This is a genomic window from Oryzicola mucosus, assembly GCF_014534685.1.
GTDB classification, from domain to species: domain Bacteria; phylum Pseudomonadota; class Alphaproteobacteria; order Rhizobiales; family Rhizobiaceae; genus Oryzicola; species Oryzicola mucosus.
Genome location: NZ_JACVVX010000001.1, coordinates 526581 through 546646, shown reverse-complemented (window position 1 = coordinate 546646; position 20066 = coordinate 526581). Strand labels below are relative to the sequence as shown.

The following is a 20066-nucleotide window of genomic DNA, read 5'->3' as shown; positions in this document are numbered from 1 at the left end:
GGCGACTCATCGAGGCAGCAGCAGGACGGTCCATGGTATCCAAACGACTGATCCGGGAGGCGGGACACCGCCGCAAATTCCTGGTCGTGATCGACGACACGCCCGAATGCGAGCGTGCCATCGCCTATGCATCCCGCCGCGCCCAGAACACCGGCGGCGTGGTGGTGATGCTCTATGTCATCGTGCCGGACGATTTCCAGCACTGGCTGGGGGTTGAAAAGATCATGCGCGAGGAGGCCACCGCCAGCGCGCAGGCGGCCCTTGCCTCCTATGCGGCGAAGGTGCGCGAGAAGGCGGGCATCGAGCCCGAACTGGTCGTGCGCGAAGGTAAACCGGCCGACGAGATCCACAAGATCATCGAGGAAGACCAGGACATCGCGATCCTGGTACTGGCCGCGGGCGCGGCCAAGGAAGGTCCCGGCCCGCTGGTCGCCTCCATCGCCGGCAAGGGCGCGGCGTTCCCGATCCCGGTGACGGTGGTGCCGCAGAATCTTTCCGACGAGGACATTGAAAGCCTCGCCTGACGGCCATACCTCAGCAGGCATGTCGTGACAGAACGGTTTTGCTTGTGCGGACGGCCGTTAAGGACTATCTAGTTTAGAACTATTCCAAGAAGGCTCGCGCAGGCGGGCGTGGAGACCGATATGTTCATCCAGACCGAAGCGACCCCGAACCCCGCAACGCTCAAGTTTCTTCCGGGCAAGGAAGTGCTGGCCAGCGGCACGGCCGATTTCCGCGATGCGGAATCCGCGCGCGTGGCGTCGCCTCTTGCAGGTCGCCTGTTCGACGTCCCCGGCGTGACCGGCGTGTTCTTCGGCTACGACTTCATTACCGTCACCAAGGACGGCCCGGACTGGCAGCACCTGAAGCCGGCCATTCTCGGCACCATCATGGAGCATTTCATGTCCGGCACCCCGGTGATGGGCCAGGAGGCGCGCACCGCCGCCGACGACCGAGAGGAAGACGCCGAGTTCTACGACGATGCCGATGAGGAAATCGTCGTCACCATCAAGGAACTGCTGGACACCCGGGTGCGTCCGGCCGTGGCCCAGGATGGCGGCGACATCACCTTCCGAGGCTATGAGAACGGCACGGTGTTCCTGCACATGAAGGGCGCTTGCGCCGGTTGCCCGTCCTCCACAGCGACGCTGAAGCACGGCATTCAGAATCTGCTTCGCCATTTCGTGCCGGAAGTGCAGCAGGTCGAACAGGTTTCCTGAGCGTTCCGCAAATCAATCTGGAAAGGCCGGGTGTTCGCATCCGGCTTTTTTCGTTCCGGGGCGTTGCGGGCTCGCCGGAAAACGAAAAACCGGACCTTGCGGCCCGGTTTTTGTTGCGACGTCTATGTGTTGCCGAGACGGCTCGCAGATTTAAAGCACGATGACCTTTGCGCCCACTTCGGCGCGGTTGTAGAGGTCGATGATGTCCTGGTTCATCAGGCGGATGCAGCCCGACGACATGGCCTTGCCGATGGAGTTCCACTCCGGCGTGCCGTGCAGGCGATAGCCGGTGTCGCCACCCTTGTTGAACAGGTAGAGCGCACGGGCGCCGAGCGGGTTGGATAGGCCGGGATCCATGCCGTTGGCGTATTTGGTCAGCTCCGGCTGGCGCTGGATCATTTCGCGCGGCGGCGTCCAGCGCGGCCATTCGCGCTTGAGCGCAACGCGGGCATTGCCCTTCCACTCGAAGCCTTCGCGGCCGACACCGATGCCGTAGCGCATCGCCTTGCCGTCCGGCATGACGAAATAGAGGAATTTCTGCTGCGGATCGACGATGATCGTGCCCGGCACTTCGGTGGTGTCGTAGCGCACGACCTGGCGCTGATATTTGCGGTCGACCTTGTAGATCGGGATCGCCGGAAGCTGGTAGCCGGCATCGACGCGCGCACCGTAATCGTTGGTGAACATCTGCATCGGACCGCCGGTGATGCTGCAACCGGCAAGAGCGGATGACAGGGCGAGCACGGCTGCGATGACGGCGGATTTCAGGTGCATATGCCCTCGGCTGTTCGAAACGGCTCGGTCCGAGCCGTAATTTCGCCCATATTCATAGGCGATTCCATTTGCTTGCCAAGCGTCGCAACACCATATCCGATGCCGAGAATACCGGTGTAGGCGACTCTATTGCATTTCGGCAACAGCGCGAGCGGCGCCACCGGCTTCAACGCAGGGTGGAGCGATGATCTAGCTCGTTCCGTCGTCTTTCGGGAGTGCCGTCATGAACGTATCCGATGCCGCGCGCCGCTCCGGCCTCCCGGCCAAGACCATCCGCTACTATGAGGAGATCGGCCTGATTGCGCCGCAGCGCGCCGGCAATGGCTACCGCGCCTACACCAGCGACGACATCCACCGCCTCGCCTTCCTGCGCCGCGCGCGGGGACTGGACTTTTCCATCGACGAATGCCGCCAGCTGATGGCGCTCTATCAGGACCGTGAACGCGCCAGCCACGACGTCCGTGAAATCGCACTCGCCCATGTCGCGGCGATCGAGGAAAAGGTGCGCGAGTTGCAACAGATGAAGGCGACGCTCAACCGGCTGGTCAAAGCCTGCCATGGCGACGACCGCCCGGATTGCCCGATTCTGGAGGAGATGGCTGGGGTGGGCGGCTAATCCTTGAAACACCGTTATTGTACGTTGAGGGTTTCGACTACCGAAACTGAATCACCAAACGATCCGGGCCGAACAGTTTCGTCTTCAACCCGACGCTAAGCCGTATAAACGGCCGCGAAACCTCTCGCCAGACCTTCCGCATCCCGCGCGGTTTCGGAGGCGGAGGTTTTACGGCAAGTTCGACATGCTCCAAAAGAGATTTGAACGCATGTTCGCCGTCGCTTTCAAAGAAGCTTCTCTGCAACACAAGCGCTGGCGCCACCTGATAAATGCTGCCAGCCAGAAGTTGCGGCCCGCAAAAAAGATAGATGTCTATGGGGACTATTGCCGCAGCAGAAACCTCGAGCAGCTTTTTCGCCCCGTTGCGGCTGACTATGTAGCCTGCTGCCCCGACATGCTCGCCGGAAAGGCGGTGGATCGTTCTGCCGAAAGCTTCTCGAGCGCGCCTCGATACCGCTGTCTCATAAAGCATAGTGTCCAGCTTGACGATCTCCGCTTTCGGCGGCACCCAGTCATCGGAATGCAAAAAGCGAGCGATATCGGAGCTCAACCGGGCATCGTCTTCGAATATCGCCGCGAAGGCTTCATTCGTTTCGAGAAACTTTTCCCAAGCATCGCGATGGCTGAGAAGGCATCCGATCTCTGGGGGACGCAGCGTCGTATGCGTATAGGCTGACATATCGACCGTCCGCCCGTCGACTGCGCGAATGCGCTCGGCATCGACCCGCGCATGTGAGAACTGTCCCATCATAAACGCGCATCGCTCCGGCGAGCGGTCCAGATTGATAAAATACGCTTTCACTTCCTACACCTCTAAAGACTTCGCATGCCAAGACAGCTTGTGTCAGGTTCGACAGTGCTTCAACGCGAAAACTGCAGTAGCACAAGTGGTAAAAATGAATGTACTTCAAAGAGGGTTCAAACCGTGAACATCTAGTGCCATAGTGTCGAGATGCCGATCATCTCGCCGATTCCCCTCAATCCGCTCATCGACGGGCGCCAGTCCGAACGCGCCATGCTGGTGCGCAGGGGCGTGCAGCGCCTCTTGATGCAGATGGGTGCGCATGTGCTGCCAGAGCTGTCGCTCGCGACCGGCCGTCGCGCCGACCTTGTCGCGCTGACTCGGCAAGGCGACATCTGGATCATCGAGATCAAGTCGTCGGTGGAGGATTTTCGCGTCGACCGCAAATGGCCGGAATACCGGCTGCATTCCGACCGCTTCTTCTTCGCCACCCATCCGGGTGTGCCGGCTGAAATCTTCCCCGAGGAATGCGGCTTCATCCTCTCCGACGGCTACGGCGCCGAGATCATGCGCGACGCGCCCGAGCACCGCATCGCCGCGGCCACGCGCAAGGCTTTGATGCTGCGCATTGCGCGTGCTGGTGCTGCGCGCCTGCTGGCGGCCGAAATGGCTGGCGTTTCGGTGCCCGCGCTGGAAGGCGAGAGCGAGTAGGCTGTGCGGACGCAGCGGTGGGCCGAAGCGGTTCGCCAATTGGGGACGGACAAAGCTTTTTCTTGCCATCGCGCCTGCGAGCAGCGATTGAGCCGTAACAGCAAAGGACATCGCCATGACTGCAGAACCCGCGACAGCAGAACTCGGTATCGTTGCCCTTCCGCATGCCGATGGCCTTGCGCTTCCGTCCTATGAGACCGCAGGCTCGGCCGGGATGGACCTTCGCGCCGCCGTGCCCGAGGACCGGCCGCTGCTGTTGCTTCCGGGAAAAAGGGCTTTGGTGCCGACCGGCCTGATCATGGAAATCCCGCGGGGTTACGAAGGCCAGGTCCGGCCGCGTTCCGGTCTCGCCTTCAAGAACGGCATCACCTGCCTCAACACGCCCGGCACCATCGACAGCGATTATCGCGGCGAGGTGAAGGTGCTGCTGGTCAATCTCGGCGACGAGGATTTCATCGTCACGCGCGGCATGCGCATCGCGCAGATGGTGTTCGCCCGCGTCGACCAGATGCAGGTGCAGCCGCGCAACGAGGCCGGGCAAACCGTGCGTGGCGCAGGCGGTTTCGGCTCCACCGGCACGGCCTGACGGGCTAGGCCGATCCATGAATGTCGATTGATCCTACGCCTTTTTCCCGACGCTGGTCCAACGGGAACCTTTTGCCCGCTGCCGCGTCCGTGGATAGGATCGTGCCCGATGGCGCGGTCTGCGGTGTCGGAGGATGGTATGCGCAAGAGTGAGGATTTCCGCAATCTGCACAACGGGCCGGGGGCGTTCGTCATGCCCAACCCGTCCGATATCGGCATGGCCAGGCTTCTGGTCTCGATGGGGTTCAAGGCGCTCGCCACAAGCAGCGCCGGCTATGCCTTCTCGCGCGCTCTGCCCGATGGCGGCGTCACCTTCGAAGAGATGATCCGGCACTGCAAGGAGATGGCTGCGGCCGTCGATGTGCCGGTGTCTGCCGATCTCGAGCGCGGCAAGGGCGATAGCGCCGAAAGTGCCGCCGAAACGATCTTTGCCGCCGAGGCCGCGGGCTTGGCGGGGTGCTCGATCGAAGATTATTCCGGCGATCCCAGCAAGCCGATCTATGAGTTTTCGCATGCTGTTGAGCGCGTCGCCGCTGCCGCAGAGGCAGCGCGCGCGGTGGATGGCGGGTTCGTCTTCACGGCACGCGCCGAGAATTTCCTGCATGGCGTCAGTGATTTCGACGATACGGTCCGCCGGCTTCAGGCGTTTTCCGCAGCCGGTGCGGATGTGTTGTTTGCGCCGGGCATTTCCGACCCGGCGATGCTGACGACGCTGTGCACGGCTCTCGACAAGCCTGTCAGCGTCATTGCGCCCAGGGATGTCTCCGTCGACCAGCTTTCGGCCATCGGCATCAGGCGGATATCGCTGGGACCACGCTTGACGCAGGCGGCATTCGGGGCGGTCGAGCGTGCGGCCCGCGAAATCCTCGACAAGGGCACTTTCGGCTTCATGGGCGATGTCATGCCCTTCGACCGCTTGCAGACGCTCTACACGCCGGCGGCATCTGCACGGCTGGAAAAGTAATCAGACAGCGGGTGCCTGCGCCGGGGTCGCGGCACTCAGCATCTTGTGCAGATGCACCATCATGGCGGCCGCGAAGAGCGGGGTGAGAAGGTTGAGCAGCGGCACCGCCAAAAAGCAGGCGATGACCAGCCCTGCGAAGAACACGGTCACGACGTGCTTTCGCCGGAACGCCTTGGCCTCGTCCTCCGGCCGGAAGCGCATGGCGGCGAATTCGAAGAACTCGCGCCCGAGCAGATAGCCGTTGACGACAAAGAAGGCGATCAGGTTGACGCCCGGCACCAGAAGGAGCAGCAGCGCCAGCATGTTGCCCAAGATGACGATGCCGAAGAATTTGAGCGACAGGATCAGCGACCGCATGGCGGGCATGGCGTGGCCGACAGGCTCGCGCGGATAGGACGAGCGCTCCACCTCCTCGGCGATATCGTCGAGAAACAGTCCCGCGACGATGGCCGTGGCCGGCGCGATCAGCAGCGCGAGCGCCAGTGCGAGACCGATGCCGGTGACGACAGCCGCAAGCAGCGTCAGCCAGCCCGCCCATTCCGGAACGCCGGGCATCAGCGCGTCGATCCACGGCAGAGCAAGCGCCAGAAAGAGTTGGCGCAGCGCGAACCACAAGGCGACCAGCACAAGCAGCGTCAAGCCGATGGATTTCAGGAACACGGCCCGGAAGCCGGGGCTGAACAGTTGCGAGGCTGCGAGGCGGGCGGCTTCGAGGATCATGGCGGTCGGTCTCCGGGCCGCTGACAGATAGGGCGTGGCGTTGTCGCGCTCAAGAAGCATTGCCTTGTAAATTGACGGGTTTGCAAAAGCCTTTCAAGCAGATAGAGCGGAACGGAAAAGCGGGCACGCAGCTCGCCCTCTTGTCCCGTCTGCCCGGAGACCTTCATGAGCCAGTATGACGTGCTTTGCATCGGCAATGCGATCGTCGACATCATCGCGCAATGCGATGAGACGTTTCTGACCGACAACGGCATCATCAAGGGCGCCATGAACCTGATCGATACCGACCGGGCGGAACTGCTTTATGCCAGCATGGGGCCGGCTATCGAGGCCTCGGGCGGCAGCGCGGGCAACACGGCGGCCGGTGTGGCCAGCTTCGGCGGCCGGGCGGCTTACTTCGGCAAGGTGGCTCAGGACCATCTCGGCGAGATCTATACCCATGATATCCGCGCCCAGGGTGTATCCTTCGACACGCGGCCGCTCGAAAGCCAGCCGCCGACGGCGCGCTCGATGATCTTCGTCACGCCCGATGGCGAGCGGTCGATGAACACCTATCTTGGCGCCTGCGTCGAGCTTGGGCCAGACGATGTCGAGGCCGACAAGGCGCGGGGCGCCAAGGTGACCTATTTCGAGGGTTATCTGTGGGATCCGCCCATGGCGAAGGAAGCGATCCGCATGACCGCCAAGATTGCGCACGAGGCCGGCCGCGAGGTCTCGATGACGCTTTCCGACAGTTTCTGCGTCGACCGCTATCGCGAGGAATTCCTCGAGCTGATGCGCTCGGGCACCGTCGATATCGTCTTCGCCAACAGCCATGAGATCAAGTCGCTCTACCAGACCGCGTCCTTCGATGAGGCTCTTTCGCTGGTCCGCAAAGATTGCAAGATCGCCGCAGTGACCCGTTCGGAAAAGGGCTCGGTGATCGTGCGTGGCGACGAGACCGTCGTCATCGAGGCAACTTCGATCCGCGAACTGGTCGACACCACGGGCGCCGGCGACCTCTACGCCTCCGGCTTCCTCTTCGGCTACACGCAAGGCCTTGATCTCAAGCGCTGCGGCGATCTCGGCTCGCTCGCAGCCGGGCTGGTGATCCAGCAGGTCGGCCCGCGTCCGCGCCAGAATTTGCGCCGTGAGGCCGAGCAGGCCGGGCTGATTTAGCGTATCTTTGGCTGTAAAGCCGTCCGTCGGTTAAACCTATCTCCAGCCGGGCGGCTTACTGCCGATTCCCAAAGAAGCCCGACCGCCGCTCTTTTGAAGGGCTGTTCTGCCGAGCTTCTATCGGCAACGTTTCAGGAACGTGCTGCCGAACACGCTTTCGCTGCAGCGCGGCTGAAGCGACGGCACATCGGGGCGCTGGAGGACGAGCGGCGGCGCTGCCTGCTGCCGGTCCTGCTCGCGATAAAGCCTCTGGGTGTCCTGGAAGCGTTGCCGGTCCTGCCGGTTGCGCAACTGTTCCAGTTCCTGGGCGGTGTTGTTGGTCCGTGGACGGTTCAGGTCGACGCCCTGAATGAGATCGAATGTGAGAGCTGATGCCGGACCCGCCGGCACACCCATGCACGCGACCAGCGCGCCGGCGACGAGCCAGTATCGGGGTACGCGTGTTGAAGTCAGCTTCATCACAGGAAGATAGTGTGTTTCGCCCCGGCTTCCAATTGCCCCACAAGCGAAAACGGCGCGTCGGGGACGCGCCGTTTTAGGTAGCATTCTACGACGATCAGACGAAGGCGCCGTGGCAGTGCTTGAACTTCTTGCCGGAACCGCAAGGGCAAGCCTCGTTGCGGCCGACCTTGCCCCAGGTCGAGGGATCGTTGGGGTCGCGGTCTTCCGGAGCGACGATACGCGCGTCCTGCTGGATATCGATGCTGCCGCTTTCGCCGAATTCGTCTTCGCCGGTGGTCTCATCGATGTGATGGCCGAAAGCCTCAGGAGCCTGGGGCGGCGGTGCCTCGGCTGCCTGGCGCACCAGTTCGACCCGCATCAGCTGCGAGGTCACGGCCTGGCGCAGATTGCCCAGCATCGACTGGAACAGCTCGAAAGCTTCGCTCTTGTACTCGTTCAGCGGATCGCGCTGGGCATAACCACGGAAGCCGACGACGGAACGCAGATGGTCGAGATTGACCAGATGCTCGCGCCACAGCATGTCCAGTGTCTGCAGCACCACGGAGCGCTCGACATAGGCCATGACTTCGGGACCGAACCGTTCGGCGCGGTCGGCCGCCGCGGCATCCGCCGCCTGCATGATGCGGTCGCGAATATCCTCCTCGGCAATACCTTCCTCGGCAGCCCACTCCTCGACCGGTAAGTCGAGGTTGAGATACTGCACCACATCCTGTTTGAGGCCGGCGACATCCCACTGCTCGGCATAGGCCGTTTCGGGGATATGCTTGGCGACGAGTTCCTCGACCACGTCCCGGCGCATTTCGGTAACCGTCTCGGTCAGGCTGACGGCGTCCATCAGCTCGATACGCTGCTCGAACACCACCTTGCGCTGGTCGTTCTGCACGTCGTCATACTTGATCAGGTTCTTGCGGATGTCGAAGTTGCGCGCCTCGACCTTCTTCTGCGCCTTCTCCAGAGCCTTGTTGATCCAGGGGTGGATGATGGCCTCGTCTTCCTTCAGGCCGAGCTTCTGCAGCATGCCGTCCATGCGCTCGGAACCGAAGATGCGCATCAGGTCGTCCTGCAGCGACAGGAAGAATTTCGAACGGCCGGGGTCGCCCTGGCGGCCGGAACGGCCGCGCAGCTGGTTGTCGATGCGGCGGCTTTCATGCCGCTCGGTGGCGATGACGTAGAGGCCACCGGCCGCCAGCGCGCGGTCCTTGTCGCGCTTGATTTCGTCGCGAATCTGCTGCTCGCGGGCTTCGCGCTCGGGGCCTTCCGGCACATCGCCCAGTTCCTCGGAGACGCGCATTTCGAAGTTGCCGCCGAGCTGGATGTCGGTGCCGCGGCCGGCCATGTTGGTGGCGATGGTGATGGCCCCTGGGCGGCCGGCCTGGGCGACGATCTGCGCCTCGCGCTCGTGGTGACGGGCGTTCAGAACTTCGAAGTCGGTGAAGCCCTCCTGCCGCAAGCGTGCGGCAAGCAGCTCCGACTTCTCGATCGAGGTGGTGCCGACGAGCGTCGGCTGACCCTTTGCATAGGCCTCGCGAATGTCGCGGATGATCGCCTTGTACTTCTCCTCGACCGTCCGGTAGACCTCGTCGTCCTCGTCGATGCGGCTGACGGGCAGGTTCGTCGGGATTTCTGTGACTTCCAGGCCATAGATGTTGCCGAACTCTTCGGCTTCGGTGAGCGCCGTGCCGGTCATACCAGACAGCTTGGTGTACATGCGGAAGTAGTTCTGGAAGGTGACCGAGGCCAGCGTCTGGTTCTCGGGCTGAATCTGGACGTGCTCCTTGGCTTCGAGGGCCTGGTGCAGACCTTCGGAGAAGCGGCGCCCGGGCATCATGCGGCCGGTGAATTCGTCGATGATGACGATTTCGTTGTTGCGGACGATATAGTCCTTGTCCTTCTGGAACAGGCGGTGCGCCTTCAACGCGTTGTTGACGTGGTGCACCATCGCGACGTTCTCGACGTCATAGAGCGACTCGCCCTTGAACAGGCCGGCTGCGTTAAGAAGGCCCTCAAGCTTCTCGGTGCCTTCCTCCGTGAAGATGGCGGTGCGTTGCTTCTCGTCGACCTCGTAATCGCTCGGCTCAAGCTGAAGAATGAAGGCGTCGACGGTGTTGTACATTTCCGAACGGTCTTCGAGCGGACCAGAAATGATCAGCGGCGTGCGCGCTTCGTCGATCAGGATGGAATCGACCTCGTCGACGATGGCGAAGTTGTGTCCGCGCTGCACCATCTGGCCGCGCTCATACTTCATGTTGTCGCGGAGATAGTCGAAGCCGAGCTCGTTGTTGGTGGCGTAGGTGATGTCGCAGGCATAGGCGGCGCGGCGTTCCTCGTCGCTCATGCCGTGGACGATGACGCCGACGGTGAGGCCGAGAAATTTGTAGACGCGACCCATCCATTCGGAGTCGCGGCGGGCGAGGTAATCATTGACCGTGACGGCGTGAACGCCCTTGCCCTCGAGCGCGTTGAGGTAGGCCGGCAAGGTCGCCACCAGTGTCTTGCCCTCGCCGGTGCGCATCTCGGCGATGCCGCGTCCGTGCAGGACCATACCGCCAACAAGCTGAACGTCGAACGGCCGCATGCCGAGCACGCGGCGGGAGGCCTCGCGAACCGTGGCGAAAGCCGGGACCAGCAGATCGTCGAGCGAGGCGCCATTGGCGATATCCGCTCGGAATTTCGCGGTGCGGGCCTGGAGCTGCTCGTCGGAAAGAGCCTTCAGCTCGTTTTCCATGGCGTTGATGGCTTCGACCCGTGGCCGCGTCGACTTGACGCGGCGGTCGTTTGAGGAGCCGAAGATTTTGCGGGCAAGACCGCCGAAGCTGACCATCAAATGGTCCTTTCAATTCGAATGACGCCTGTTGGCAGCCGTACCGGCCCGCCGTGGGGAATGGCGTGCCCAGCACGAAGCGCGCCCGGAAAGGGTTCTGGACGCAACGACGAAGGACAGATAAGAGGGGGCACCTTTGATGTCAACGCCGCAGATTTGCAGCCTATCGCGCCTAATTCCGCCATATTGGGGCTGATCTGGAAGGCACAACGAGTTTCCCACACGGAGAGTATGGATGTCCGTTTTCTTTCGCAGCGCGTCCTTTGCCACATTGGCAATGGCCGGCAGCCTTCTTGCCCTGACCGCCGGTCCGCTGGCCGCTCAGGATACCGCGACACCGCCGCCGCCCGCAACTGCCGCTCCGGCTGTTGCCGCCGACCCTGCCAAAGTCCTTGCCGTCGTTGACGGTCAGAACATCACAGAAGCCGACCTTTCCATGGCCGAAAGCGATCTGAGCCAGCAATTTGCGCGGCTTCCGCCCGAACAGCGCCGCGCCGCGGCCTTGTCTTCGCTCATCGAGATCAAGCTGATGGCGGCCAAGGCGAAGTCGGAAGGCCTCGACAAGGACGAGGACTTCCAGCGCCGTATGGCGTTCCTCAACGAGCGCGCCCTACATGGCGAGTTCGTCGAAAAGGACGTCGCAGGCAAGATCACAGACGAGCAGATCCGCGCCCGCTACGACAAGGAAATGGCCGACACCCCGCCCGCCAACGAGGTGCATGCCCGTCACATTCTGGTCAAGACCAAGGAAGAAGCCGAAGCGATCGTCAAGAAGCTCGATGCCGGCGAAGACTTCCAGAAGCTCGCCAACGAGAACACCACCGATCCGAGCGGCAAGACCTCGGGCGGCGATCTCGGCTATTTCGGCCAGGGCCAGATGGTGCCCGAGTTCGAGACGGCGGCTTTCGCGCTCGACGTCGGCGCCTACACCAAGGAGCCGGTGCAGAGCCAGTTCGGCTGGCACATCATCAAGGTCGAGGACAAGCGCACCCAGCAGCCGCCGGCCTTCGACACCGTCAAGGACCAGATTCGCTCTCTCTTGATCCGCGATACCTATTTCGAGCAGGTCAAGGCGATCCGCGCGGCCGCCCAGGTCGAAGTGCAGGACGAAGCGCTGAAGAAGGCCTTGGAGGCGATCGAAGCCGCCAAGTAGGCCATCCCTGCCCGAGACTCTATCCCAGAGTCGCTATCAAGGCCGTCCGCACGAGAGCGGGCGGCTTTTTTATGGCGTCATCCAACTGCAGGCGGCGCAGCTACGGCGCGGCCTTGGCGAAAACGCCTTGCGCCGAGGGTTGCTATGGGGCAAACCGTGCTTCCAATCGTAGCCATGCGCCGTTAGAGGTTCCATGTCCGCCGCCATTTCTCCCCTCGCGCCGAAGAAATATCCCAAGATGCCCGCGATCGAGGGCGTCCGCATTGCCACCGCCGAGGCGGGAATCAAATACAAGAACCGCACCGATCTTCTGGTGATGGTGTTCGACGAGGGCACCGAGGTCGCCGGCGTGTTCACCCGTTCCAAATGCCCTTCGGCTCCGGTCGATTTCTGCCGGCAGAATCTGTCGGGCGGCAAGGCGCGCGTGCTGGTGGTCAATTCCGGCAATGCCAACGCCTTCACCGGCAAGAAGGGGCGAGAGACCACTGCCATGACCGGCAAGGCGGCAGCCGAAGCCGCCGGCGCTCGCGACAGCGAAGTGTTTTTGGCATCTACCGGCGTGATCGGCGAGCCGCTCGACGCGGGCAGATTCAGCCACCTGCTTAAGGACATGGTCAAGCAGGCCGCGCCGGCTTCCTGGACGGACGCCGCCAAGGCGATCATGACCACGGACACTTTTCCGAAGGTTGCGACCCAGACCGTCAAGCTGGGCGACGCGGACGTCATCATCAACGGCATCGCCAAGGGTGCCGGTATGATCGCGCCCGACATGGCGACCATGCTGTCCTTTGTCGCAACCGATGCCCCGATTGCAGCCTCCGTCCTGCAGGACATGCTGTCGCGCGGAACGGCCAAGACCTTCAATGCGGTCACGGTCGACAGCGACACCTCGACCAGCGACACGCTTCTGCTGTTTGCAACCGGCACGGCCAAGGGCGCTCCGAAAATCACCGATCCAAAAGATCCGCGCTTGGCCCAGTTCCGCCGCGCACTGAACAAGATTTTGAAAGTCCTCGCTTTGCAGGTGGTTCGGGACGGCGAGGGCGCGCGCAAGCAGATCGAAATCACCGTCACCGGCGCGAAGTCGGCTCGTTCGGCGAAGCGCGTGGCGCTCTCCATTGCCAATTCACCGCTGGTCAAAACAGCGGTTGCCGGCGAGGATGCCAATTGGGGCCGGGTCGTCATGGCCGTCGGCAAGGCCGGAGAGCCTGCCGACCGCGACCTTCTGTCGATCTGGTTCGGCGACAACCGGCTTGCCCATAATGGCGAGCGCGATCCCGGCTACTCCGAAGAGAAGACGTCGGCCTATATGAAGCAGGACGAGATCAGCATCCGCGCCGATCTCGGCATCGGCCGAGGCAAGGCAACGGTCTGGACCTGCGATCTGACCAAGGAATATGTTGCCATCAATGGCGACTACAGGAGTTAACGCGATTTTGCCCTACGGCCACGCGACCCCAGAACTCGCCATCGTGCGCCGTTTCGAGGCTGCCGGTTTCCGGGCGTGGCCCGCCGCGGCCGTGCACTACGACGGCACCTGGCTGGTCAGGTTGACGGCCGGGCATCCGGCAAAACGGCTGAACTCCGTCAACCCGCTCGATCCCGGCGACACCGCCAACATCGCCGACCGAATCGGTCGTGCGGCGCGCCGTTTCGACGCCTATGGACGTCCGCTGACCTTTCGTGTTTCCCCGCTCGCCGGGCCCAAGATCGCAAAGCATCTCGATTCCGAAGGCTGGAGTGTGTTTTCGGAATCCCTGGTCATGCAGCTTCCGCTGGAAAATGCGCCCGTCGAAGAAGCTCTCGACCAGATTCCGCTCAAGGACATCAGCCGCTTCGTCGGCGCGTCGCTGAAAGTCCATGGCATGGACCAGACGCTGCGCCCGGGCCTGTCGGAGATCATCGGCGCGATCCAGCCGGAGGCCGGTCTTTTCGCGCTGGAAGAACGCGGCCAGGCGCTTGCCACCGCCATCTGCGTGCATGAAGGCGACGTGGCCGGGCTGTTCGAGATTGCCACCGACGAGGCGTCTCGCGGCCAGGGCTATGGCCGGCGCATCATCCTATCGGCGCTGAAGTGGGCGCGGCTGCGCGGCGCCAAGCTCGCCTGGCTGCAGGTCGAGGAACGGAACGAAGGCGCGGTGCGGCTCTACAAGGCATTAGGCTTCGAGGAGGTCTACCGCTACCACTACCGTCGTCCGGCGGGAGCCATGACCGTATGATTTCACCATCTGTGCCGGCGGGCCGGCCCATTCTGCTGGTCGCGGCCTGCGCGCTGGTCGATGCCGATGGCCGCGTCTTGCTTGCACAGCGCCCCGAGGGCAAGCAGCTTGCCGGTCTGTGGGAATTCCCAGGCGGCAAGGTGGAGCAGGGCGAGACGCCCGAAGAATGCCTGGTTCGCGAACTCCGCGAGGAAGTCGGCATCGAGACCAAGATTCCTTGCCTGGCGCCGCTGACATTCGCCAGCCACACCTACGACACCTTCCATCTTTTGATGCCCCTCTACGTCTGCCGCCGCTATGAGGGCGCGCCGCAATCGCGCGAGGGTCAGACCCTGAAATGGGTGCGTCCGAAGCAGATGCGCGACTATCCGATGCCGCCCGCCGACGAACCGCTGATACCGTTCCTGATCGATCTGCTCTGACCGGTCGGGGCTTGCAGGAAATGCGCGCAGCGGGCGGATATTGGGTTAACGCAACCGTTAAACATACCTTTATCCATTCGTGACAAACCAGACAGGTGACGGCGCTTTCGCGCTGGGAATGAGTGGTAGACCACCTGGAGACATCTGCCTGTGGCGAACGGCAAAAAGCAGAGCGCTCGATACGAGATGGACAGGGAATGGGAACTCATCCACCCCGAACCCTATTCGCGCTCCCGAGCGCTAGGCACCAGTCTCTTGAGGCTCACCTTGCTGTTCGGGATCGGTGCGGTGGCGTTCGTTCTGTTCGCTTCAGCCTTTGCCGACAGCCGAGCCCGCCCGCAGATGGCCCGCAACGGTCTCGATCTGACCACGACAGGATCGGTCAAGCGCGATTATCAGACTCCGTCGCTGCGCTAACCGGGTTCAGGACGCGTCGGGACCTTCGAGAGCCTGTTTCAACGATAGCGTTGCCGAGCCCGGCTTGAGCGGCTTCTGCTGCGAAGCGTGCGGCGCCCACCCCGAAAACCAGACGAATGAAAATGTCGCGCGAATCCGCCCGTCCGGATCGGAAAACCGCTCGGCATAGATTTCAGCCGCGCGCATGAATAAAGCGCGCGTCGCCGGCTTGCGCGAGCGGTCTACCAGCGCGTTGGCGGCGCCCATTGCGCGTAGGTCGCGCATCAGCGAGAACATGGTTCCATAGCGCACAGTCACGGTTTCGAGGTCAGCGACCGGCAAGGCAAAGCCTGCGCGTTGCAGCAGCGCACCGGCATCGCGCACATCGGTGAACGGCAGGATGCGGGGGCTTGCGCCGCCAAACAGTTCCGTTTCCGCTGCAAGCAGGCTTTCGCGCAGTTCGGCAAGCGTGCCGGCGCCGGCCATGACGCCGAGAAACAGGCCATCGGGCCGAAGCGCCCGGCGAATCTGGATCAACTGACCGGGAATGTCGTTGGCCTCGTGCAAGGTCAGCAAAGTGACGATGAGATCGGCACTTTCCGGCTCGAGATCGAGATGGTTCGCGTCCGAAATCTTGCTGTCGTCCGGGCCGAGAAAGGCGCTGTCCTGCTCGACGCGGGTAATTATGTCGGCCTTGCCGCTGCCGGCAATCGTGCGCGCCGCATCGGGCGTCAGGCAGAACAGTGCAACGGCATCGGCGAAATGGCGACCCACTGCGCCCAGCCTGTCCTCCAGATCGTCGACAGCGCGTTGCATCAGGAAATCGGTGCCGGGCTCAAGCCTGGCCAAAGCGCGCTTTTTATGCCGAAGCAGAAGGTCGGTGTCGATGATGGTTTGCACTGATGCTACGTCCTTGCCGACGCCGCCTGTTTGCCGGATGATGAGGCGGCGAGGTGAGCAAAGCTGTGCAATATAGGGCGCCGGGACGCAACCCATGACGGAACGTGTGTCGTTGATACCCGCGACGGTGCGGGCCGTTGCAGGCTGGTCGGCCGGCATCCTGTTTCCGCCGGTCTGTGCCGGCTGTCGGCGTCATGTATCTCAGCCGGGCGCCTTATGCGGTGCCTGTTGGAGAAGCCTCCGATTTCTGGAAAAACCGTGGTGCGAGGTCATGGGCACGCCCTTCAGCCACGATATGGGACAGGGCTTTCTCTCCGCCGAAGCGATTGCCAATCCGCCGCCCTTCGAACGTGCCCGCGCTGCGGTCGCCTATACGGGCGTTGCGCGCCAGATCGTCCAGGGGCTGAAGTTTCACGACCGCACCGATCTGGCCCGGCCTATGGCGCAGTGGATGCTGCGCGCGGGCACCGAGCTCGTGGCCGATGCCGACCTCGTCGTGCCAGTGCCGCTGCACTGGCGGCGTTTTTTCAGCCGTCGCTTCAACCAGTCGGCCGATCTGGCGCGCAGTCTGGCGCAGCTTTCCGGCAAGCCATTCTCGCCGACGGCGGTGAAGCGGGTGAAGAACACGCGCCAGCAGGTCGGCCTTGCCGCCCGGGAACGCGAGGGCAATGTTCGCGCCGCCTTTCGTGTTTCGGATGAAAGCGAGATCGAGGTTGCGGGCAAGCGCATCCTGCTGGTGGACGATGTCTACACGACGGGAGCCACCGTGTCGGCGGTGACGCGGGCCTTGAAAAAAGGTGGCGCATCGGCCGTCGATGTGCTGACCTTTGCGCGGGTCTTGCCTGGGGACTTCCGGGCCGACGAAACTGACACTATATAGCCGGCTGAAGCTGAGGTTTTCTCGATGGTCGATGTAACGATCTACACACGCATGATGTGCGGCTATTGCGCCGCCGCAAAGCACCTGCTCGAAAAGAAGGGCGTGGCCTTTACCGAGCACGATGCCAGTTTTTCGCCGGAACTGAAGCAGGAAATGATCAGCCGGTCCAACGGCCGCATGACCTTCCCGCAGATATTCATTGGCGATGTGCATGTCGGCGGTTCCGACGACCTGCATGCGCTCGAGGCGGATGGCAGGCTGGATGACCTGCTGGCGACCGGCAAGATCGGCTGAAGGCTCGCGCATGACGATTTTCAAGGCAGCGGCAGTCCAGATGCGTTCGGGCACGAATCCCGAGCGCAATGCAGCCGATTTCGAGGCGCTGGTCCGGCAGGCCGCGGGGCAGGGCGCAGTGTTTGTTCAATCGCCGGAGATGACAGGCGGGCTGATCCGCGACAAGGACGCCCGCGCTGCTTTGTTCACGACGGCCGAAAACGACATCGTCGTGACCACGGCGAAGAAGCTGGCGGCGGAGTTGGGCATCCACCTGCATGTCGGGTCGACGGCGATCCGGCGGGAGGACGGCAAGCTCGCCAACCGCGCCTTTCTGTTCGGGCCTGACGGCCGCGAACTCGCCACCTACGACAAGATCCACATGTTCGACGTCGATCTCGACAATGGCGAGAGCTGGCGCGAATCGTCGGCCTATGAGCCCGGCAAGGAGGCGGTGGTCGCCGATCTGCCGATCGGCAGGCTCGGTTTCGCCGTCTGCTACGATCTGCGCTTTCCCCAACTGTTCCGCAGCGAGGCCATGGCTGGCGCCGAGGTGCTGACGGTTCCGGCCGCCTTCACGCGCCAGACCGGCGAGGCGCATTGGCATGTCCTGATCCGCGCCCGCGCCATCGAAAACGGTGCCTTCGTGGTGGCCGCGGCTCAGGGCGGCAAGCATGAAGACGGGCGCGAAACCTACGGCCATTCGATGATCGTCGACCCATGGGGGCGCATCCTCGCGGAAGCGAATCACGACGAGCCCGGCGTCGTCCTGGCCGAGATCGATACCGCGCAGGTTGCAACTGCCAGAGCCAAGATTCCCAACCTGCGCAATGCGCGCGATTTCGCTCTTCCGGGCGATGCACGAACGTTCCGGGGTACCGCGTCTTGATCCGTTTTTCGCTTCACTGCGACAAGGACCACACCTTCGAGGGCTGGTTCCGCAGCAATGACGATTTCGACACTCAGCTCAAGCGCGGCCTCGTGGAATGCCCGCATTGCGCCTCCAAGAAGATCGGCAAGGCGTTGATGGCGCCGGCCGTTTCGACGGGGCGCAAGAAGGACAAGATCGCGCTCGCCGCCGGCGAGGAGCAGCGCAAGATGATGGCGGCGTTGAAGGAGCTGTCGGAGAAAGTGCGGCAGAACGCTGATTATGTCGGCGACAAATTTGCCGAAGAAGCCCGAAAGATTCATTTCGGCGAGGCCGATGCGCGCGGCATCTATGGCGAGGCGACGCATGATGAGGTCGTCAGCCTGGTCGAGGATGGCGTGGAGTTCATGCCGCTGCCCACCTTGCCCGACGACCAGAACTGACCCGGCCCTTTCCTGCCTGTGGCGCATTCCCCGCTCAGCGTTTTCTGATCAGGTCCCCGCCGATCAAAGCGGAGACATCATGACGGCATTCCTGAACTCGCCGATCGGCCTGTTGCTCGTCAACGGGGCGTTGCTGGGCCTGACGCTTCCGCTCGGCAAGCTGGCGCGCGAAGCCGGCGTGCCGCCCGCGCTTTGGGCCTTCGTCATTTCCTTTGGCGCTGGGCTGGTGCTTCTGGCCGTAACATATGCGCAGGGCGGGCGATTCAAGGTTACGCCACGCAAGCTGCGCTATTTCCTGATCACCGCGACGGTCTCCTATGCCGTTCCCAACATGCTGCTGTTTTCGGCCATTCCGCATCTCGGCGCCGGCTTTACCGGCATCATGTACACGCTTTCGCCTATCGTTACGCTGATGCTGTCGCTGCTGCTCGGCGTGCGCAAGCCCAATGCGCTGGGCATTGCCGGCATCCTCGTTGGTGCCGCCGGTGCGGTGATGGTGGCCGCTACGCGCGGCGAGGCCGGCGCGCCAGCCGACCTGTTCTGGGTGATGATCGGGTTGCTGATGCCGTGCAGCCTGGCCATCGGCAACATCTATCGCACCATGGACTGGCCGCCGGATGCAGGCCCGGTCGAACTCGCCATCGGCAGTCACCTCGCAGCGGCGGGAATTCTGCTGATCGGCTTGTTGGCCACGGACGGGAGTGCGGCCTTTGCGGCTTTAAGCGCCGTGCCGCTGCTTGCGGTCGTTCAGGTGAGCTCGTCGGCCATCATGTTCGCGCTGTTCTTCCGGCTGCAGTCAGTCGGCGGGCCGGTCTATCTCAGCCAGATCGGCTATGTCGCCGCGGCCGTTGGACTGATCTCGGGCCTGTTGTTTCTCGACGAGCACTACAGCATCCTGACCTGGGCCGGAGCCGTCATCATCGTCATCGGCGTGACCATGACCACCAAGGCGCAGCGCAAACCCGCTTAGTCGTAGGCGCTGCGTTCCGCCAGAAGCATATAGTTGACGTCCATGTCCTTCGAGCGCTGCCAGCGGTCGGAAAGCGGGCTGTAGACCACGCCGGTGCGGTCGATGACGCTCATTCCAGCCGTCGACAGCGCTTTTTCCAGTTCTTCCGGTCGGACCAGCTTTTCATATTGGTGGGTGCCGCGCGGCAGCCAGCGGAGAACATATTCGGCACCGATGATGGCAAGCCCGAGCGCCTTCAGCGTCCGGTTGATCGTCGCCACGAACATCAGCCCACCCGGCTTCACCATCTCGCTGGTCTTGCCGATGAACAGGTCGATGTCGGCGACATGCTCGACCACTTCCATGTTGAGCACGACGTCGAATTTTTCGCCCGCATCGGCAAGCGCCTCGGCCGTCGTTGCGCGATAGTCGATCGTCACGCCTGATTCCGCCGCATGAAGCTTGGCAACCTCGATATTGGTGGCCGATGCGTCGGCTCCGACTACCTCCGCCCCAAGCCGGGCCATGGGTTCGCAGAGCAAGCCGCCGCCGCAGCCGATATCGAGAAAGCGCAAGCCTTCGAAAGGTTTGGCAGCATGAATATCGCGACCGAACCGGGTTGCCACCTGGTCGCGGATATAGGCCAGGCGCACGGGATTGAACTTGTGTAGGGGGCGGAATTTTCCGGTCGGGCTCCACCATTCGGCAGCCATGGCCGAGAAGCGGTCCACCTCGTTCTTATCGATCGTCGAGCGCGTGGCCTCAGGCATGAAAGCGTCTCCTTCGATCC

At 62.8% G+C, this 20066-nt stretch carries 24 protein-coding genes; 17 read left to right on the top strand and 7 right to left on the bottom strand.

Annotation, left to right across the window (positions count from 1 at the left end; genetic code table 11):
• Nucleotides 1–32: 32 nt before the first annotated feature.
• Both ICI42_RS02615 and ICI42_RS02610 read left to right on the top strand, forming a co-directional pair.
• Nucleotides 33–524: a universal stress protein gene (locus ICI42_RS02615; protein ID WP_188162964.1), complete on the top strand. Its 492-nt coding sequence runs from the start codon at nt 33–35 to the stop codon at nt 522–524.
• Between the two features lie 120 nt (nt 525–644).
• Nucleotides 645–1220, top strand: a complete 576-nt coding sequence (locus ICI42_RS02610; RefSeq protein ID WP_188162963.1) for a NifU family protein — start codon at nt 645–647, stop codon at nt 1218–1220.
• 150 nt (nt 1221–1370) lie between these two features.
• Here the strand turns inward: ICI42_RS02610 and ICI42_RS02605 are convergent, their stop codons facing one another.
• Nucleotides 1371–1994, bottom strand: coding sequence for a L,D-transpeptidase (locus ICI42_RS02605; RefSeq protein WP_188162962.1), 624 nt, complete (start codon nt 1992–1994; stop codon nt 1371–1373).
• Nucleotides 1995–2217: 223 nt separating this feature from the next.
• Between ICI42_RS02605 and cueR the strand changes: the two genes are divergently transcribed.
• The gene (gene cueR / locus ICI42_RS02600; RefSeq protein WP_188162961.1) at nt 2218–2610 is read left to right on the top strand and encodes a Cu(I)-responsive transcriptional regulator; all 393 of its coding nucleotides are present in this window, start codon (nt 2218–2220) and stop codon (nt 2608–2610) included.
• Nucleotides 2611–2647: 37 nt separating this feature from the next.
• On the opposite strand, the gene ICI42_RS02595 is transcribed toward cueR, so the two are convergent.
• A complete protein-coding gene (locus tag ICI42_RS02595; RefSeq protein WP_188162960.1) occupies nt 2648–3412 on the bottom strand; it encodes a glycosyltransferase family 25 protein in 765 nt (254 codons plus the stop codon).
• A gap of 150 nt (nt 3413–3562) precedes the next feature.
• On the opposite strand from ICI42_RS02595, the gene ICI42_RS02590 reads away from it, so the two are divergent.
• The 3 genes from ICI42_RS02590 (at nt 3563) to ICI42_RS02580 (ending at nt 5612) form a co-directional block, all read left to right on the top strand.
• Nucleotides 3563–4063 (top strand): MmcB family DNA repair protein, encoded by a 501-nt coding sequence (locus tag ICI42_RS02590; RefSeq protein WP_188162959.1) that lies wholly within the window; start codon nt 3563–3565, stop codon nt 4061–4063.
• A gap of 115 nt (nt 4064–4178) precedes the next feature.
• Complete coding sequence (gene dut / locus ICI42_RS02585) at nt 4179–4649, top strand: dUTP diphosphatase (protein ID WP_188162958.1); 471 nt, start codon at nt 4179–4181, stop codon at nt 4647–4649.
• 138 nt (nt 4650–4787) lie between these two features.
• Nucleotides 4788–5612: an isocitrate lyase/PEP mutase family protein gene (locus ICI42_RS02580; RefSeq protein ID WP_188163686.1), complete on the top strand. Its 825-nt coding sequence runs from the start codon at nt 4788–4790 to the stop codon at nt 5610–5612.
• Here ICI42_RS02580 and ICI42_RS02575 read toward each other — a convergent pair whose 3' ends face one another.
• Nucleotides 5613–6332, bottom strand: a complete 720-nt coding sequence (locus ICI42_RS02575; protein WP_188162957.1) for a sulfate transporter family protein — start codon at nt 6330–6332, stop codon at nt 5613–5615.
• 165 nt (nt 6333–6497) lie between these two features.
• On the opposite strand from ICI42_RS02575, the gene ICI42_RS02570 reads away from it, so the two are divergent.
• On the top strand, nt 6498–7490 hold the full coding sequence (locus ICI42_RS02570) for an adenosine kinase (protein ID WP_188162956.1): 993 nt from the start codon (nt 6498–6500) through the stop codon (nt 7488–7490).
• A gap of 117 nt (nt 7491–7607) precedes the next feature.
• On the opposite strand, the gene ICI42_RS02565 is transcribed toward ICI42_RS02570, so the two are convergent.
• Both ICI42_RS02565 and secA read right to left on the bottom strand, forming a co-directional pair.
• Complete coding sequence (locus ICI42_RS02565) at nt 7608–7952, bottom strand: hypothetical protein (protein WP_188162955.1); 345 nt, start codon at nt 7950–7952, stop codon at nt 7608–7610.
• A 94-nt stretch (nt 7953–8046) separates the two neighbouring features.
• On the bottom strand, nt 8047–10773 hold the full coding sequence (gene secA / locus ICI42_RS02560) for a preprotein translocase subunit SecA (protein WP_188162954.1): 2727 nt from the start codon (nt 10771–10773) through the stop codon (nt 8047–8049).
• Nucleotides 10774–11008: 235 nt separating this feature from the next.
• On the opposite strand from secA, the gene ICI42_RS02555 reads away from it, so the two are divergent.
• The 5 genes from ICI42_RS02555 to ICI42_RS02535 all read left to right on the top strand — a co-directional run bounded on the left by ICI42_RS02555 (nt 11009) and on the right by ICI42_RS02535 (nt 14984).
• Entirely contained in the window at nt 11009–11926 is a 918-nt protein-coding gene (locus tag ICI42_RS02555) for a peptidylprolyl isomerase (protein WP_188162953.1), read from the top strand.
• Between the two features lie 193 nt (nt 11927–12119).
• Complete coding sequence (gene argJ / locus ICI42_RS02550; RefSeq protein WP_188162952.1) at nt 12120–13355, top strand: bifunctional glutamate N-acetyltransferase/amino-acid acetyltransferase ArgJ; 1236 nt, start codon at nt 12120–12122, stop codon at nt 13353–13355.
• A complete protein-coding gene (locus ICI42_RS02545) occupies nt 13336–14145 on the top strand; it encodes a GNAT family N-acetyltransferase (RefSeq protein ID WP_188162951.1) in 810 nt (269 codons plus the stop codon). The genes argJ and ICI42_RS02545 overlap by 20 nt, the downstream gene beginning before the upstream one ends.
• Nucleotides 14142–14567, top strand: coding sequence for an 8-oxo-dGTP diphosphatase MutT (mutT, locus tag ICI42_RS02540; protein WP_188162950.1), 426 nt, complete (start codon nt 14142–14144; stop codon nt 14565–14567). The genes ICI42_RS02545 and mutT overlap by 4 nt, the downstream gene beginning before the upstream one ends.
• Nucleotides 14568–14717: 150 nt before the next feature.
• Nucleotides 14718–14984, top strand: a complete 267-nt coding sequence (locus tag ICI42_RS02535; protein WP_188162949.1) for a hypothetical protein — start codon at nt 14718–14720, stop codon at nt 14982–14984.
• Between the two features lie 6 nt (nt 14985–14990).
• On the opposite strand, the gene ICI42_RS02530 is transcribed toward ICI42_RS02535, so the two are convergent.
• A complete protein-coding gene (locus ICI42_RS02530; protein WP_188162948.1) occupies nt 14991–15863 on the bottom strand; it encodes a class I SAM-dependent methyltransferase in 873 nt (290 codons plus the stop codon).
• A 94-nt stretch (nt 15864–15957) separates the two neighbouring features.
• On the opposite strand from ICI42_RS02530, the gene ICI42_RS02525 reads away from it, so the two are divergent.
• The 5 genes from ICI42_RS02525 to ICI42_RS02505 all read left to right on the top strand — a co-directional run bounded on the left by ICI42_RS02525 (nt 15958) and on the right by ICI42_RS02505 (nt 19297).
• Nucleotides 15958–16743, top strand: coding sequence for a ComF family protein (locus ICI42_RS02525; protein WP_188162947.1), 786 nt, complete (start codon nt 15958–15960; stop codon nt 16741–16743).
• A 24-nt stretch (nt 16744–16767) separates the two neighbouring features.
• The gene (gene grxC, locus ICI42_RS02520; RefSeq protein ID WP_188162946.1) at nt 16768–17037 is read left to right on the top strand and encodes a glutaredoxin 3; all 270 of its coding nucleotides are present in this window, start codon (nt 16768–16770) and stop codon (nt 17035–17037) included.
• A 10-nt stretch (nt 17038–17047) separates the two neighbouring features.
• Nucleotides 17048–17905: a carbon-nitrogen hydrolase family protein gene (locus ICI42_RS02515; RefSeq protein ID WP_188162945.1), complete on the top strand. Its 858-nt coding sequence runs from the start codon at nt 17048–17050 to the stop codon at nt 17903–17905.
• The gene (locus tag ICI42_RS02510) at nt 17902–18327 is read left to right on the top strand and encodes a DUF1178 family protein (protein ID WP_188162944.1); all 426 of its coding nucleotides are present in this window, start codon (nt 17902–17904) and stop codon (nt 18325–18327) included. Before ICI42_RS02515 ends, ICI42_RS02510 begins: the two co-directional genes overlap by 4 nt.
• 79 nt (nt 18328–18406) lie before the next feature.
• Nucleotides 18407–19297 carry a DMT family transporter gene (locus ICI42_RS02505; protein WP_188162943.1) on the top strand — a complete coding sequence of 297 codons (891 nt, stop codon included), beginning with the start codon at nt 18407–18409 and terminating at the stop codon, nt 19295–19297.
• Here ICI42_RS02505 and ubiG read toward each other — a convergent pair.
• Entirely contained in the window at nt 19294–20046 is a 753-nt protein-coding gene (ubiG, locus tag ICI42_RS02500; protein WP_188162942.1) for a bifunctional 2-polyprenyl-6-hydroxyphenol methylase/3-demethylubiquinol 3-O-methyltransferase UbiG, read from the bottom strand. The genes ICI42_RS02505 and ubiG overlap by 4 nt on opposite strands.
• Between the last annotated feature and the right edge of the window lie 20 nt (nt 20047–20066).